Source organism: Brevundimonas sp. UBA7534, assembly GCF_002479325.1.
Lineage (GTDB): Bacteria > Pseudomonadota > Alphaproteobacteria > Caulobacterales > Caulobacteraceae > Brevundimonas.
The window spans coordinates 366-15,180 of record NZ_DLMO01000066.1 but is presented as its reverse complement, the minus strand read 5'-3'; the positions used below and the strand labels follow the sequence as shown (position 1 = coordinate 15,180).

Annotated in this window: 12 protein-coding genes and 1 pseudogene; 5 read left to right on the top strand and 8 right to left on the bottom strand. The window is 69.7% G+C overall.

The window, feature by feature from the left end; translation table 11 throughout:
* Positions 1–132: 132 nt before the first annotated feature.
* The gene (locus tag B2U11_RS04915) at positions 133–1,071 is read left to right on the top strand and encodes an SAM-dependent methyltransferase (RefSeq protein ID WP_292070319.1); all 939 of its coding nucleotides are present in this window, start codon (positions 133–135) and stop codon (positions 1,069–1,071) included.
* Here the strand turns inward: B2U11_RS04915 and B2U11_RS04910 are convergent.
* Both B2U11_RS04910 and B2U11_RS04905 read right to left on the bottom strand, forming a co-directional pair.
* Positions 1,065–1,949, bottom strand: coding sequence for an FkbM family methyltransferase (locus B2U11_RS04910; protein ID WP_292070318.1), 885 nt, complete (start codon positions 1,947–1,949; stop codon positions 1,065–1,067). The two genes, B2U11_RS04915 and B2U11_RS04910, sit on opposite strands and share 7 nt — an antisense overlap.
* Before the next feature lie 97 nt (positions 1,950–2,046).
* Positions 2,047–3,246 (bottom strand): hypothetical protein, encoded by a 1,200-nt coding sequence (locus B2U11_RS04905; RefSeq protein ID WP_292070316.1) that lies wholly within the window; start codon positions 3,244–3,246, stop codon positions 2,047–2,049.
* A 114-nt stretch (positions 3,247–3,360) separates the two neighbouring features.
* On the opposite strand from B2U11_RS04905, the gene B2U11_RS04900 reads away from it, so the two are divergent.
* Together B2U11_RS04900 and B2U11_RS04895 are read left to right on the top strand one after the other, a co-directional pair.
* Positions 3,361–3,858, top strand: coding sequence for a GAF domain-containing protein (locus tag B2U11_RS04900; protein WP_292070315.1), 498 nt, complete (start codon positions 3,361–3,363; stop codon positions 3,856–3,858).
* Between the two features lie 45 nt (positions 3,859–3,903).
* Positions 3,904–4,581 (top strand): SDR family NAD(P)-dependent oxidoreductase, encoded by a 678-nt coding sequence (locus tag B2U11_RS04895; protein ID WP_292070314.1) that lies wholly within the window; start codon positions 3,904–3,906, stop codon positions 4,579–4,581.
* A gap of 57 nt (positions 4,582–4,638) precedes the next feature.
* On the opposite strand, the gene glyS is transcribed toward B2U11_RS04895, so the two are convergent.
* From glyS to B2U11_RS04865, 6 genes are all read right to left on the bottom strand, one after another.
* The gene (gene glyS / locus B2U11_RS04890; RefSeq protein WP_292070312.1) at positions 4,639–6,759 is read right to left on the bottom strand and encodes a glycine--tRNA ligase subunit beta; all 2,121 of its coding nucleotides are present in this window, start codon (positions 6,757–6,759) and stop codon (positions 4,639–4,641) included.
* Positions 6,759–7,652, bottom strand: coding sequence for a glycine--tRNA ligase subunit alpha (locus B2U11_RS04885; protein WP_292070311.1), 894 nt, complete (start codon positions 7,650–7,652; stop codon positions 6,759–6,761). Before B2U11_RS04885 ends, glyS begins: the two co-directional genes overlap by 1 nt.
* 100 nt (positions 7,653–7,752) lie before the next feature.
* On the bottom strand, positions 7,753–8,676 hold the full coding sequence (locus B2U11_RS04880; protein ID WP_292070310.1) for a fasciclin domain-containing protein: 924 nt from the start codon (positions 8,674–8,676) through the stop codon (positions 7,753–7,755).
* Between the two features lie 176 nt (positions 8,677–8,852).
* A complete protein-coding gene (locus B2U11_RS04875; RefSeq protein WP_292070309.1) occupies positions 8,853–9,758 on the bottom strand; it encodes a 4-(cytidine 5'-diphospho)-2-C-methyl-D-erythritol kinase in 906 nt (301 codons plus the stop codon).
* A 2-nt stretch (positions 9,759–9,760) separates the two neighbouring features.
* Positions 9,761–11,710, bottom strand: coding sequence for a tetratricopeptide repeat protein (locus B2U11_RS04870; protein WP_292070308.1), 1,950 nt, complete (start codon positions 11,708–11,710; stop codon positions 9,761–9,763).
* Positions 11,711–11,777: 67 nt separating this feature from the next.
* Positions 11,778–13,343 carry an electron transfer flavoprotein-ubiquinone oxidoreductase gene (locus B2U11_RS04865; RefSeq protein WP_292070370.1) on the bottom strand — a complete coding sequence of 522 codons (1,566 nt, stop codon included), beginning with the start codon at positions 13,341–13,343 and terminating at the stop codon, positions 11,778–11,780.
* A gap of 196 nt (positions 13,344–13,539) precedes the next feature.
* On the opposite strand from B2U11_RS04865, the gene B2U11_RS04860 reads away from it, so the two are divergent.
* Positions 13,540–14,340 (top strand): uracil-DNA glycosylase, encoded by an 801-nt coding sequence (locus B2U11_RS04860; protein ID WP_292070307.1) that lies wholly within the window; start codon positions 13,540–13,542, stop codon positions 14,338–14,340.
* Positions 14,341–14,563: 223 nt separating this feature from the next.
* Positions 14,564–14,815: pseudogene (locus B2U11_RS04855) on the top strand (lytic transglycosylase domain-containing protein); the annotation flags it as partial.

The window sequence follows — 14,815 nt, the reverse complement described above, 5'->3', positions numbered from 1 at the left end:
TCGGCCTGAGCCTCGGTCGGAGACGATTCCCGCCGCGGAGGGAGTTTGACCTTGACGGGCCTTGCCGACGCCTTCCGTCGCCTAGACGGATTCTTTAGACAACTTAACCGGCTGCCCGGCCGCCTGACGCAGATGGAACGCGCGCTTGCCCGTCTGGAAGTCGATTTCGCCGAGCACAAGCGCGAAACCCGCCTGATCCTGGATGCGTTGGCGCTGCCGCCAGTCGAACAATGGAAGGGTCAACCGCCCTTCATCCCCAACGCCGCGCCGGGCGAGCGGGTGTTCGCAGGGGGTGCGTTGTGTCGCCAGGACTCCTTCCGCGCGCCGTATTTTTCCTATTGGACGGGCCGGCTGGGGGAGTCGCTGCGCTATCACCGCAAGCTGTGGGAGTTCGTGTTCATCGCCCAGGCGCTGTGGGAGCGGGGGGCGGTTCGGGCCGGCGCACGCGCGCTGGGGTTCGGCGTCGGCCTGGAGCCGCTGCCGGCCTTCTTCGCGTCGCACGATGTGGCGGTCGTGGCGACGGACCTGGCGGTGGACGGCGCCGTCGAGATGGGATGGGTCGAGACCCTTCAGCACGCCCACGGCAAGGACTCGTTGCGCCGGCCGCTGGTGTGTCCGGACGCGCTGTTCGAGCGCAACGTCTCGTTCCGGGAGTGCGACATGAACGCGGTGCCCGCCGACCTGGTGGATTTCGATTTCTGCTGGTCGGCCTGCGCGCTTGAACATCTGGGGTCGATCGAAAAGGGCCTGGCCTTCATCGAGCGGTCCGTCGAGTGCCTGAAGCCTGGCGGCTGGGCCGTGCACACGACCGAGCTCAACCTCTCGTCGGATGTCGCGACGGTGGATCATATGGAGACCGTCCTGTTCCGCAGGCGCGATCTCGAGGCGCTGGCGCAGCGGCTGGCGGCCAAGGGCCACCGTATGGCGGTCATCGACTGGAATCCCGGCGACGAGCCGCTGGATGTCTATTACGACGTGCCGCCCTACAAGCCCCAACCCCACGTCAAGGTCGCCTTCGCCGGCTTCGCCACGACGTCGATCGGCCTGATCGTTCAGCGCGGCGATCAGTAGGCGGGACGCATCGGCCGGATCTTCACCGGCCGCCGACTCATGACCACGTCGCAGCCGTTCAGATCGATCATCTGATGCGCCTCCATCGGCGTCAGCGCGGCCGTTTCCTCGATCTTCCAGAAGCGGAAGCCCTGCCCCGCCAGCCAGCCGACGAACTCGGGCATGGAAGCGCGGCACTGCATCTGGATCGCGCTCCATTCCAGGCAGACGACGACGTCCGGGTTCTGCAGCAACCGCTCGGCGCCGCGCAGGATCAGGGGCTCGGACCCTTCCGCGTCCAGCCGAATGAAGTCCGCGCGCTCGACGCCCAGGTCGTCCAGCCGCACGGATTCGACGTCGATCACCTCGGTCTCCGCGCCGATCGCGCTCTCGACGACGCGGGTGTGGCCCCCGCCGGAATGACGACGCGTGGTCACGAAGCTGAGGCGGCCCGGCGCATCCGCCGCCGCCTGGTCCAGAACGCGAACGCGTCCGTTATAGGCGTTCAGATCGACCGACCGGCGCAGCAGGCCGGCCAGGCGCGGGTTGGCTTCCAACGCGGTCACCGAACCGTCCGACCCGACGCGGCGCGCCATGGCGACGGTGTAGTAGCCCAGGTTCGCGCCGACCTCGACGACGTGATGGCCGGGGTGGACCAGTTGCAGCACCACGTGGTGGATCCACCGCTCCCAGTGACCGTGACCGATCAGGTGGGCGCTGATGTCCTCGTCCTGAGGGTCGACATACAGCAGGTGACCCGACTTCAGCCGCGTCAGGGCGGCGTCCGGCCCCAGGTAGAAGTAGCGCGTGCCCTCGGCCGCCTGGCGCAAGCTCCGGCGGAAGGCGGCGTAGTTAGATTTCCTCGCGCGCGCGAAGTCGCGCACGCCGAGATACGCCATGCGAAGTCGCTTCATCATCACTCGCCATGCCCGCATATCGGCGCCTCGCAAACAGTGTGGAGCCATCCCGACGGTTCGTCCGCCCGGGCGGCGTGATCTAGCCTCGCTGGCGGCCCAGCCAGGCCCAGGTGCGATCCAGAATGGCGGACGCCCGTGCACGGACGCCCCCGGCGGAGGCGCGGTAGTCTCGCAAGAGCCGACGATAACCCATGTTCTCGGGATCCAGCTCCACCGCGCGCGCCATGGCCGTGATCGCTTCGTCGCGTTCGCCGGCCGACCAGGAGATCAGCCCCAGCCAGCCGTTCAGGTGCGGCATGCGCTGCATCTCGGCCTCGGCCATGACTTCGCGCGCGACCGCCAAAGCCCCGGCCGGATCCTTGGCGGCGGCCAAGGCGTCGGCATAGGCGACCAGATAGATGAAGTAGCGGGAGGTCAACTCGACATTCCGGCGATGCAGGGTCAACGCCTCTTCATGCCGCCCCGCCGCCGTCAGAAGCCGCGCCAGCGTCACGCCGGCGATGGCGCTGTCGGGGTTCTGCTCGACCGCGCGGCGCGCCAGGGCGATGGCCGTCATCTGCCGCGACGCCGGCTGCCGTTCGGCCAGGTTGCACATATAGGCCGTGCTGACCCGGCGCCTTTGACGCCCCTCCCGCTGGAAGGTGCGGACGTCGGCGGTGCCCTCCAGAACGCCGAAGACCAGCGAAACCAGCAGCCCGACCTCCAGCATGTAGGTCGCCGCCGGATGGCCGCTGTACGGCAGGGCGATCTCGTCGATCTCGATGTCGCGGACGATCAGATCGCGGTGCAGGCGGTCGTCGCTGGCGGGATCATAGACCACGACCGGCCGGATGGCGGAGCTTATCGGCCCGTCCAGTTCGGCCCGCCACTTAATGCGCCGTCCATCCGCCGGCCAGCGCTTTTCGAACGGCGCCTTGGCGGGGTCGATGGAGTATTGCGGCGAAAGAGCCAGGGCGGCCTGGGCGCCGACCCTGTCGGCGAACCGAATGGCCGCATAGGCGCCCATGCTGGACCCGTAGGTCATCACCCGCGCGCCTGCGGTCGCCGCGCGCACGGTGGCCAAGGCCGCCTCCATGTCGGGATACTGGTACCAGTCCTCGCGCTGGCCCATCACGTGGATGGCCGAAACGCCGTATTGCTTCAGGAACGCCTCGCCGAAGCCTTCCCGGTCGAAGCCGTGGCCGATGCTGTAGTTGTCGAACGTCACCACCCAGCGGCTCTGATCCTGGGCCGGGACGCGGCGCGCGACCAGGTTCTCGCTGCGGAACAACTCATCCATCGTCCGCTCTTTAGCGCCGCTTTTTTCGCGCGGCGAGCGATATCGTCAGTCGGCAGAAGCGCCCTTCGCAACACCGGCCGCGACCCCTATATGCGGCCGCGAAGGAGACCCGTGATGTCCTATGTCGCCCGCGACGACCGCCCCGCCGACAAGGCCGCTCGCTACGCCGAGGTCGAGGCCGAGATCCTGGCCGTGCTGGAGGGCGAGCCGAACGTGACGGCGCGGATGGCGACGGTGTCGTCCATGCTGGCCGACGCGTTCGAGGACTTCTTCTGGACGGGCTTCTACGTCGTGGCGCCGGACGAGACGGACGAGCTGGTGGTCGGGCCCTATCAGGGCACGCTGGGCTGCCTGCGCATCGCCTTCGGCCGGGGCGTGTGCGGGACGGCGGCGGCGACGAAGACGACGCAGATCGTCGAGGACGTCCACGCCTTTCCCGGCCACATCGCCTGCGACAGCCGCTCGGCCAGCGAGATCGTCGTGCCGGTCAAGGACGCCTCGGGCGTCCTGATCGCCGTGTTCGACGTGGACGCGACGACAAAGGCCGCCTTCGACGCGACGGACGCCCAGGCGCTGGAGCGGCTGATGGGCAAGGTGTTCGCCGTCGGTTGATCGCGCGGCCGCCGGCTCTAGGATCGCGACCGAAGGAGAACGGACATGACGGATCGGGTCGTCGCCATCACGGGCGGACACGGGGCGCTGGGGCGCGCGGTGCTGGAGGCGGCGCGGGCCGCGGGGCTGAAGGTCGCGGTGATCGACCATGCGACGGGCCATTCCGCGCCCGACGGCGTGCTGGAGGTCGGCGGCGTGGACCTGACTGACCCGGCCCAGGCCAATCGCGCCGTCGCCGCCGTGATCGGCCGCTTCGGCCGGCTGGACGCCCTGCTGAACATCGCCGGCGGCTTCGTCTGGCAGACCACCGACGACGCCGACCCCGCCTGGGACCGGATGCACGCCCTGAACGTGACCACCGCCCTGAACGCCAGCCGCGCCGCCCTGCCCTATCTGAAGGGGTCGGATCAGGGGCGGATCGTCAACGTCGGCTCGGCCGCCGCGCTGAAGGCGGGCTCGGGCATGGGCGCCTATGGCGCGGCCAAGGCGGGGGTTCACGCCCTGACCCAGGCGCTGGCGGAGGAGTTGAAGGCGACCTCGGTGACGGTCAACGCCGTGCTGCCCTCGATCATCGACACCCCGGCGAACCGCAAGGACATGCCGGACGCCGACCCGGCGCAATGGGTGGCGCCCGCCGACCTGGCCGCCGTCATCCTGTTCCTGGCCTCGCCGGAAAGCCGGGCGATGACCGGCGCGCTGGTGCCGGTGACGGGACGGGTTTGAACCGCCCCTCGCAATAGATCTTCACCCTCGGGACAGACCCGAGGGTGACGGATTAGGTTAGCCCGCGATCTGGCCGAAGTCGGCGACCTGGCCCATGACGTCGCGCACCTGACCCAGCAACTTCAGCCGGTTGTCGCGGTCCTCGGCAATGTCCGAGTTGACCAGCACCGCCTCGAAGAAGGCGTCGACCGGCGCGCGCAGACCCGCCAGGGCGGACATGGCGGCGGCGAAGTCCTCCTTGTCCAGCGCCGTCTCCACCGCCGTGCGGGCGGCGCCGACGGCGAAGGCCAGGGCGACCTCCTCCTCGGGCTGGTTCGGCAGGCCGGTCCGGACCATGCCGGTCGGGACAGGCCCCTTCTTCTCCTCGGCGCGCAAGATGTTGGAGGCGCGCTTGTAGCCCGCCAGCAGGTTCGCCCCGTCGTCCGTGGCGAGGAAGGCCGCCAGAGCCTCCACCCGACGCACGATGCGGACGAGGTCGTCGTCGCCCAGCGCGAAGACGGCGGCGACGAGGTCGTGACGTTGGCCCTGGTCGCGGAGGAGGACGGTCAGGCGGTCGGCGAAGAAGGCGAGGAGATCGCGATGCCGCGACTTTCCATCCCCCACGATACCTCGGGCGTGGACGGAGTCGCCCCCAGCAGCAGTTTTGCGCGCGATCTCGCGGGCGTCGATCTGATCATCAAGTCGAGCGAAGGACGCATCAAGGAAATTGATCAGGTCAATCCGCACCCCATTTTCCAGCAGGAGCCGGATCACGCCCAGCGCCGCTCTCCGCAGCGCATAGGGGTCCTTCGATCCCGTCGGCTTCTCGTCGATGGCGAAGAAGCCGACCAGGGTGTCCAGCTTGTCGGCCAGGGCGATGGCGACCGTGACCGGCGCGGTCGGGACGGTGTCGGCCGGCCCCTGGGGCTTGTAGTGGTCGCGGACGGCGTCGGCGACGGCGTCAGGGTATCCGGCCAGGCGGGCGTAATATCCGCCCATGATCCCTTGCAGTTCCGGGAACTCGCCGACCATGCCGCTGGCCAGGTCGGCCTTGGCCAGGCGGGCGGCCTGTTCGGCCTGGTCCGGATCGGCGCCCACCAGGGGAGCGATCTCGCGGGCCAGGGCGGCGATGCGTTCGACCCGTTCGGCCATCGTGCCCAGCTTGGCGTGGAAGGTGACGCCTTCCAGCTTCTTCAGCCAGGCGTCGAAGCCGACCTTCTGGTCCTCGTCCCAGAAGAAGCGGGCGTCGTTCAGGCGGGCGGACAGGACGCGGCTGTTGCCGGCCGCCAGGGCCTTGCCGCCGTCGGTCGCCTCGACATTGGCCACCACGACGAAGTTGGGCGCCAGACCCTCCGTGGCCGGATCCCGCACGGCGAAATACTTCTGGTGCACCTTCATCGACAGGCGCACCACCTCGGGCGGCAACGACAGGAACTGCGGGTCCATGTCGCCCAGGATCGGCGTCGGCCATTCGGCCAGGCCCGCCACCTCGTCCAGCAGGCCGTCGTCGTCCACCAGGGTCAGCCCCTGCGCGGCGCAGGCGGCCTTGGCCTGTTCCAGAATGCGAAGCTTGCGGTCGGCGACGTCCAGCAGGACGTGCTCGCGCTCCAGCTTCTGGCGATAGTCGACAAAGTCGCTGACGGCGAAAGGCGCGCCGGAGCCCAGGAAACGGTGGCCCTCGGTGACCGCATCGGACGCAATGCCGTCGATCTCGAACGGAACGACCGCGCCGTCGAAGACGCACAGGATGCGCTTGATCGGCCGCACCCAGCGCAGCGTCCCCGTCCCCCAGCGCATCGACTTGGGCCAGGGGAAGGTCCGCACGATCTGGTCGACCATCTCGGGGATCAGGTCGGGGGTGGCGCGGCCCTGGCTGCTGATGACGGCGAAAAGGACGCCGTCTCGCTCAACCAGCTGTTCGCGCGTCAGGCCGGTCTTGCGCAGAAAGCCCTCCAGCGCCTGGGGCGGGGCGGAGGTCTTGGGTCCCTTCACCTCTTCGGACCGGTCGGGCGTGGCGGCGGGCAGGCCGTCGACCACCAGGGTCAGGCGGCGCGGCCCGGCGTAGGTCGTCAGCGCGTCCCAGCTCAGACCGGCGGCCTTCAGCCGCTCGGACGCCATCCGCTCCAGGTCGCGCGCGGCGCCCTGCTGCATGCGGGCGGGGATTTCTTCGGAGAAGATTTCAAGGAGGAGCTGGGGCATCAGGCGGTTTTCCGCTCTTGTTCGACGTAGGCGAGGGCGCAGGCTTTGCAGAGTTCGCGGATGCGGCCGATGTAACTCTGGCGCTCGGCGACGGCGATGGCGCCGCGGGCGTCCATCAGGTTGAACAGGTGGCTGGCCTTCAGCACCTGGTCATAGGCGGGCAGGACCAGCGGCTGGCCCTGCGGCCCGGTCATGGCCAGCAGACGCGAAACCTCGGCGACCATGTCCTCGAACCGGCGCTTCAGCCCGTCGACGTCATAGCCGTGGAAGTTGGCTTCCGACTGCTGGCGCTCGTTCTCCAGGAAGACCTCGCCATAGGTCAGGCCGTCCTTGTTGAACTTCAGGTCATAGACGTTGTCGACGCCCTGGACATACATGGCCAAGCGCTCAAGGCCATAGGTCAGCTCGCCCGACACCACGTCCACCTCGATGCCGCCGACGCCCTGAAAATAGGTGAACTGCGTCACCTCCATCCCGTCGCACCAGACCTCCCAGCCCAGGCCCCAGGCCCCGACGGTCGGGTTCTCCCAATCGTCCTCGACGAAGCGAATGTCGTGCAGTTTCGGATCGATCCCGATGGCCGCCAGCGACCCCAGATAGAGCGCCTGGAGGTCGTCCGGGTTCGGCTTCAGAATGACTTGATACTGGTAATAGTGCTGAAGCCGGTTGGGGTTCTCGCCATAGCGGCCGTCGCCGGGGCGGCGGCTGGGCTGGACGTAGGCGGCCTTCCACGGCTTGCTGCCCAGGGCCCGCAGAACGGTCGCCGGGTGCAGGGTGCCGGCCCCGACCTCGATGTCGTACGGCTGCAGGATGGCGCAGCCCTGGTCGCCCCAGTAGCGGTGCAGCGTCAGGATCAGGTCCTGAAACGCGAGCGGTTCAGTCGAAGCGGTCAAGGCAGGCTCGGGGAAGGCTCAGAAAAAAGACGGCGGACCATAGGGCCCGCCGCCTTCCGCTTCAACTCGCCCCGACAGGGGGCGAAGGCCGTCCGACGCCTTATTGCGGGGTCGGGTCGCCTTCCTGTTCGCCGTCGACCGCATCAGGGGTCTGGACCGGCGGGGTGGCCGAAGGATTCACGGCCGGGTCGGCGGGGTTGTCCATCTGGCCGTCGGTCGGGTTGGCGACCGGCGGGGAAGCGACCGTCGTGGTGGTCGCGGCCGGCTGGCCGTTCGGGGCCGTCATGCCCGGCTCGGCCGGCGTGGTGGTCTCGGTCGTGGCCGCAGCCGCATCGTCGCCGGAAGCGTCGGTCGCCTCGGTCGCGGTCGCGCTTTCCTCGTCGCCCATGGCGGCCATCGACTGGGCCGGGTTCAGCACCTTGTCGATGGGGAAGACCGCGCCGTTGGAGGCGTCAAGCTCTGCGCTGACGACCGTGGCGCCGTCGGCCCTGATCGCGTCGCCGGTGCCGTCCAGCAGGATCTGCGCCTCGGACGCGGTCGGCACGCCGCCCTTGCGACCTTCGATCTGGTCGGGCGTCACGTCGGCGACGATCACGTGATACAGCAGCACCTGACGCAGTTCATTGGCGTTGGCCGGATCCATCAGACGGGTGCGCTCGGCTTCCGGCAGGGCGGCGAACGCCGCGTCGGTCGGGGCGAAGATGGAGATGGCCGGACGCGTCGACAGCGTCTCGGTCAGCTGCGCCTGGTCCAAGGCGCCGAGCAGGGTCGAGAACTGGCCGCTGGAGCGCAGCACGTCCACGACAGTCTCGCCGGCGGCGGGGGTTTCGGTCTCGGCCGTGGTCATGGCCTGAGGGGCGGCTTGGGGCGCGGCCTCGGCCGGGGCGGGCATGGTCGACGGCGCGCTGGCGGTCGCGGCGTCCGGAACCGTGGTCTGGGCCGGAGGCGTGGCCTCCTGGGCCAGGGCGGGCGCGGCCATCAGGGTGGCGACGGCGGTGGCGGCAAGCAGTTTGGTGCGAAGCATGGCGGTTTCCTCTTTGCGTTGTGGGATCGCGCTAGGGGAGACGGCGATCCGTTCCCGTGTTCGGAACTGGCTGGCAAAGTCGAAAACCGGCGCTACGGTTCCGCGAAAGTGAAACAATCGGAAACTTTCGTGATGATCTTGACGAAAGCTCGGCCATACAGGGGCGGGGGCGCCGATTACGCCGGATTGTCGCCCGAAAGCTGCACGTTTGCTTGCGCCCCTTGCAGACGACATGCGCGCACCCACCACTCGGGCCGATGGGCCGCCAGGGCCTCACCCGCCGCGCGCGCGGCCGCGTCATCGGCATAGAGACCGAACACCGTCGCGCCCGAGCCCGACATGCGCGTCAGCAACACGCCTTGGCTGGCCGCGACGGCGGCCAGGGCCTCGCCGATGGCGGGCGCCAGCGACAGGGCCGGCGCCTCCAGGTCGTTGCGCTGGCGCGACAGCCAGGCCGCCACGCCGTGCGGGCTCCAGTCGTCGGGAGGCGCAGGACGATCGGCCGACCGGACGGGTCCGGCGTCATAGGCGCGATAGACCGGCCCCGTCGGCGAAGGGACGCCGGGATTGACCAGCACGATCGGCAGGTCCGGCAGGCGCGGTTCGATCGTCAGCCAGTCGCCGCGTCCCTCGGCCCAGGCCGGGCGGGCGTGAAGGCACATCGGCCCGTCGGCGCCGACGACCGCCGCCGCCGTCTCCAGCGCCGGATCGTCAGCCGCAAGGCCCAGAACCTGGGCGGCCAGGCGCAGGGCCGCGCCCGCGTCCGACGATCCGCCCCCCAGGCCGGCGGCGATCGGCAGCTGCTTGTCCAGCACGACCTTCAGCGCCGGCGGCCCCTTCCCCGTAGCCTGACCCAGACATCGCAGCGCCCTGAGGATCAGATTGTCATTGTCGCCCGCCAGGGTCGGCGCGAAAGGCCCCTCGACCTCCAGCGACAGACGCTCGGCCGGCTGGACCGACACGCGGTCGCCGATGTCGGCGAAGGCGACCAGGCTGGCCAGCGGGTGATAGCCGTCGGCGTCCGCTGCGCCGACGTGCAGGAACAGGTTGATCTTGGCCGGGGCCGTCGCCGTCCGCCGCATGGCTATTGCGACACGCCGCCCGTCACCGCTGCGTCGTCCAGCCCCTGCTCGATCTTGCGCCCGACCTCGGCGCGGCGCGTGTCCTCGGCATCCAGCACCAGGACGCGCTTCCACATCCATTCCGCCTCGCGGCGGCGTCCGACCCGCCAATAGGCGTCGCCCAGGTGATCGTTGATCTCGGCGTTGGCCGGCTCCTTGTCGATGGCCTGCTCCAGCGTATCGACGGCGGCGGAATAGTCGCCCTGGCGATACTGGGCCCAGCCGAGGGAGTCCTGGATGTTGCCGTTCTCAGGCTCCAGGGCCAGGGCGCGCTGGATCATCTCGGCGCCCTGCTGCACCCGCAGGTCCCGGTCCACCCACAGATAGCCCAGGTAGTTCAGCATGTCGGCATCCTCGGGGGCGGCCTGGACGGCGGCCCACAGCTCGGCCTCGGCCTCGGGAACCCGGTCCAGCGCCTCATAGGCGGCGCCGCGCAGGAAGTGGACCTGGGCCGTCTGGCCCTCGCGGTTCAGCAGCGGGCCGTTCAGGATATCCAGCGCCTCGGCGTTCTTTTCGACCGTCATCAGTTGGCCGGCCAGCATCAGGGCGATGCGCTGGTCGTCCGGGGCCGCCTCGGCCGCGCGGCGCAGTTCGGCCAGGGCGTCCTCGGGGCGTCCCTCCTCTTGCAGGCCCGCCGCCAGCTGGGCCCGAGCCGTGGCGTAGAGCACGGGGTCCTCGGTCCCGACGTGCGAATAGGCGGTGCGCGAGGCGGCCGACAGCCCGGCCCGATCCAGCGTCTGGCCCAGCGCCAGCTGCGAGGCGGGCGTCTCGTTCAGGTTCAGCGACAGGCGCAGATAGACGGCGGCGAACTCGTGCCCGCGCTCGGCCGAGGCCTGGGCGGCGGCGTTGGCCAGGGCTTCGGCGGCGCCCTCGCGGAATGTCGGCATGGCCGGGGCGCGGCCGCCGTCACGGGCCCGCGCCAAGGCTCGCACCAGGGCCAGGTCGACCGTGCCGCCCTCGATGGCCTTGCGATAGACGGCCAGGGCCTCGTCGCGACGTCCGCGCCGCTCCAGGAACTCGCCATAGGGGCGGTGGAACAAAGCGCCGATCACGGCGGTGTCGGACAGCGCCTTCAGCGCGGCCTCCGCCTCGTCGTAGCGACGGCGGCGTTCCAGCAACTGGGCCTGGTTCAACCGGGCGAAGGCTGCGGTCAGGGGGTCGGCGCCGGTCGGCGACGGCTGAAGGGCGCGGTCCCAGTCCCCGGCCGCCGCCGCGATCCACGGCGAGACCATCAGGCCGGCCCGCGCATGGGGCGAGGCGATCGGTTCGCGGGCCAGGGCGGTGTCGGCGGCGCGGGCGTCGCCATGCGCGAAGGTCTGAACGATGCGGACCAGGCGTCCGCCTTCCACCATCACGGCCGGCGCCTCGCCCGGCGCGGGGGCGATCCGGGCGGCCTGGTCCAGGTCGCCGGACAGCAGGGCCGAGGTGAAGGCCTGGGCCTTAAGGCGCGGCTGCTCGGGCGTCAGGGCCTGGGCGCGCGCCAGATAGTCGGCCCCCGCCCCGCCCTCGCCCTGCATCAGGGCCAGCTTGCCCGCCAGATAGAGGCCATAGGCGCTGCGGCCGTCCGCATCGGTCGGCACGGGGGCCCAGACCTCGGGGATGGCCGGTTCGGCCGGCGCCTCGGCTAAGGTCACGGTCGGCGGCGTCTCGGCGTCGTCGGGCGAGGTTTGTCCGGGCGCGGCCTCGTCGGGCGACTGGTCGGGCGCCAGGATGACGGCGGGCGGCAGTTGGTCCTGCGGCGCGACCCCGCGCGCAGGCTGCCCCGACGGCGGGGTCGACGTCGGTTCAGGGTCGGTCTGGATCGACCCCGGCGGCGGGGTCTGCGCGCGGGCGTCTCCGCCGCCCATTCCGACGGCGAGGGCGAGCACGCCCAGGGAGGCGGCGAACAGGCGCGAACGATCAGCAGCAGTCATGCGCCGGACACTTCACGCTTTTCCGGCGCCGGGCAAGGGGCGCGGACGCCCCCGTGCCCGCCGCCGATCACATGTTCGGATAGTTCGGGCCGCCGCCGCCTTCCGGCGTGGTCCAGACGATGTTCTGCGACGGATCCTTGATGTCGCAGGTTTTGCAATGGACGCAGTTCTGGGCGTTGATGACGAAGCGCGGGTCCTTCTTCGCCGCCTCGTCGCCATAGACGACCTCATAGACCCCCGCGGGGCAATACAGCCGCGCCGGCTCGCCATATTTGGGCAGGTTGACGCGGATCGGCACGGACGGGTCCAGCAGCTTCAGGTGGGCCGGCTGGTCCTCGGCGTGGTTGGTGTTGGAGATGAACACCGACGACAGCTTGTCGAACGACAGCTTTCCGTCCGGCTTGGGATAGGCGATCTGCTTGTGGCCGGCGGCCGGCTCGGTGGAGGCGGCGTCGGTCTTCTCGTGCTTCAGCGTCGGGATCGGCGACCACCCGCCCAGCAGGGTGCGGCACCACATGTCGACCATGCCCAGCGCCCCGCCCAGGGTCGTGCCGAACTTGCTGAGCAGCGGCTTGGCGTTCCTGACGACCGACAGCTCCTTGTGGACCCAGCTCTTTTCGAAGGCGGTCTGGTATTCGACCAGTTCGTCGCCCGCGCGTCCGGCCCGCACCGCCTCATAGGCGACGTCGGCGGCCAGCATGCCGGTCTTCATGGCATTGTGGCTGCCCTTGATGCGCGGCACGTTCACGAAGCCGGCCGAACAGCCGATCAGCACGCCGCCGGGGAAGCTGAGTTTCGGAATGGATTGCAGCCCGCCCTCGGTGATGGCGCGCGCGCCGTAGGAGATGCGGGTTCCGCCCTCCAGATGCTGGGCGATCTCGGGGTGGTGCTTGAAGCGTTGGAACTCGTCGAACGGCGACAGGTGGGGGTTCTTGTAGTTCAGGTGCACCACATAGCCGACGGCCACGTAGCGGTCGCCGAAGTGATACAGGAAGCTGCCGCCGCCGGTGTGTTCATCCAGCGGCCAGCCGGTCGTATGTTGGGCCAGGCCGGGCTGATGCTGTTCGGCCGGCACCTGCCACAGTTCCTTCAGGCCGATGCCGTACTTCTGGGGCGACTTCCCGTCCTGAAGCTTGTGCTTGGCGATGATGGTCTTGGCCAGGGAGCCGCGCACGCCCTCGGCGATGAAGACGTATTTGCCGTGCAGTTCGATGCCCGGCTGGAAGTCGCCGGTCGGCTTGCCCTCGCGGTCGATGCCGAAGACGCCGGCGACGACGCCCTTGACCCGGCCCGTGCCCTCTTCCCAGACGACATGGCTGGCGGCCATGCCGGGATAGACTTCGACACCCAGCGCCTCGGCCTGTTCGCCTAACCAACGTGTGAGATTGCCCAGCGAGGCGATGTAGCAGCCGTGGTTGTGCATGAAGGGCGGCATCAGCGGCATGGGCAGCGGCGCCGACCCCTGCGGCCCCAGCAGCAGGAAGCGGTCCTTCGTCACCGGCGTCTCCAGCGGCGCGCCGCGATCCTTCCAGTCGGGGAACAGCTCGTTCAGCGCCTTGGGGTCGATGACGGCGCCGGACAGGANNGACAGGCCGGCGGGGCCGCCGCCGACGATGACGACGTCATATTCCATCACCTCGCGCTCGACGCCTTCCAGCGCCTCGATCGGCGGCAGATTGTCGATGATGGCTTCCTGACGGGCGTTCTCGGCGCCGCCTTCGATGGCTTGCTCGGCCATGTCTTCCCCTGAAATCCCGGTTATTCGTATGGTTATGCCGCTTATCGGAAGGTGACGCGAGGGCGGTCAAGGCTTATCGGTGGATCGAGACATGAACGCGCAACCCCACGACATCGCTGCGATGGAAAGCCTGCTCGCCTTCTGGCGGGATGCAGGGGTCGACGCCTGCTATGGCGAGGCGCCGGTCGATCATACCCATGTCGCGCCACCGCCGGCGGTCAAGGCGGTGCAGCGGGCGACCGCTTCGGTGGTCGCGCGTCCGACCGCGCTGGACGGCGGGGCGGCCATCGAGGAGGCGCGGCGGCTGGCGGCCGGGGCGAGCACGCTGCAGGATCTGGCGGCGGCGGTGGCGGCCTTCGAGGGCTGCGCCCTGCGCGGCCTGGGCGCGACCCAGTCGGTGTTCGGCCGGGGCGACCCGAACGCGCCCGTCCTGATCATCGGCGAAGGCCCCGGCGCGGACGAGGACCGGCTGGGCCAGCCTTTCGTCGGCAAGGCGGGCAAGCTGCTGGACCGGATGCTGGAGGCCGGGGGCCTGACCGGAAAGGTCTTCATCACCAACACCGTCTTCTGGCGCCCGCCCGGCAACCGCACGCCCAGCCCGCAGGAGCAGGCCGTGTGCGCCCCCTTTGTCGAGCGCGCCTTCGCCCTGCTGAAACCCAGGGCCGTGCTGCTGCTGGGCGCGGCGGCCGCAAAGTCGGTGCTGCAGACCGACGAGGGCATCATGAAGATGCGCGGCGAGTGGCGGGAATGGCGCCTGGCCGAAGGCGCCGTGCAGGCCCCCGCCCTGCCGACGCTTCATCCGGCTTTCCTGCTTCGCCAGCCCCAGGCGAAGCGACAGGTGTGGGCGGACATTCTGAATGTGGCGTCCCGCCTTGAAACGGACTCGGTTTGAGGTCACGACTGTTTGCAGCATGTTTCCATGCTGACGACCGACGCCAAACGATCCATCGCCTGAGTCGAGACGGGCCGGGGACGCCAACGGGGGCCGCCTTATGATTTCGATCCGCCGCGCGATCTTCGCGTCGACGCTCGCCTTCGTATTCGCCGGGTGCGCGAACGCCGCCCTTGCGGAAACGCCCTACGAGGGAGGAGCGTCCGCCGCCGCGTCCGGCTCCATGCGTCCGACCGCCCTGACCCCGGCGGACCGTCTCAGCTACACCACCGCCTTCGACGCCCTGCGGCGCGGCGACCTGGAGGCGGCGCGCCTGTCGGCCCGCCAGGCCAAGGACCGCGTGCTGCTGGGCCAGGTCGAATTCGAGCGTCTGTTCCACCCCGACCATGTCGCGACCTACGACGAGCTGTCGGCCTGGCTGGAGGACTACGCAGACCTGCCGTGCGCGGACCGCGTCTATGATCTGGCCATGCGC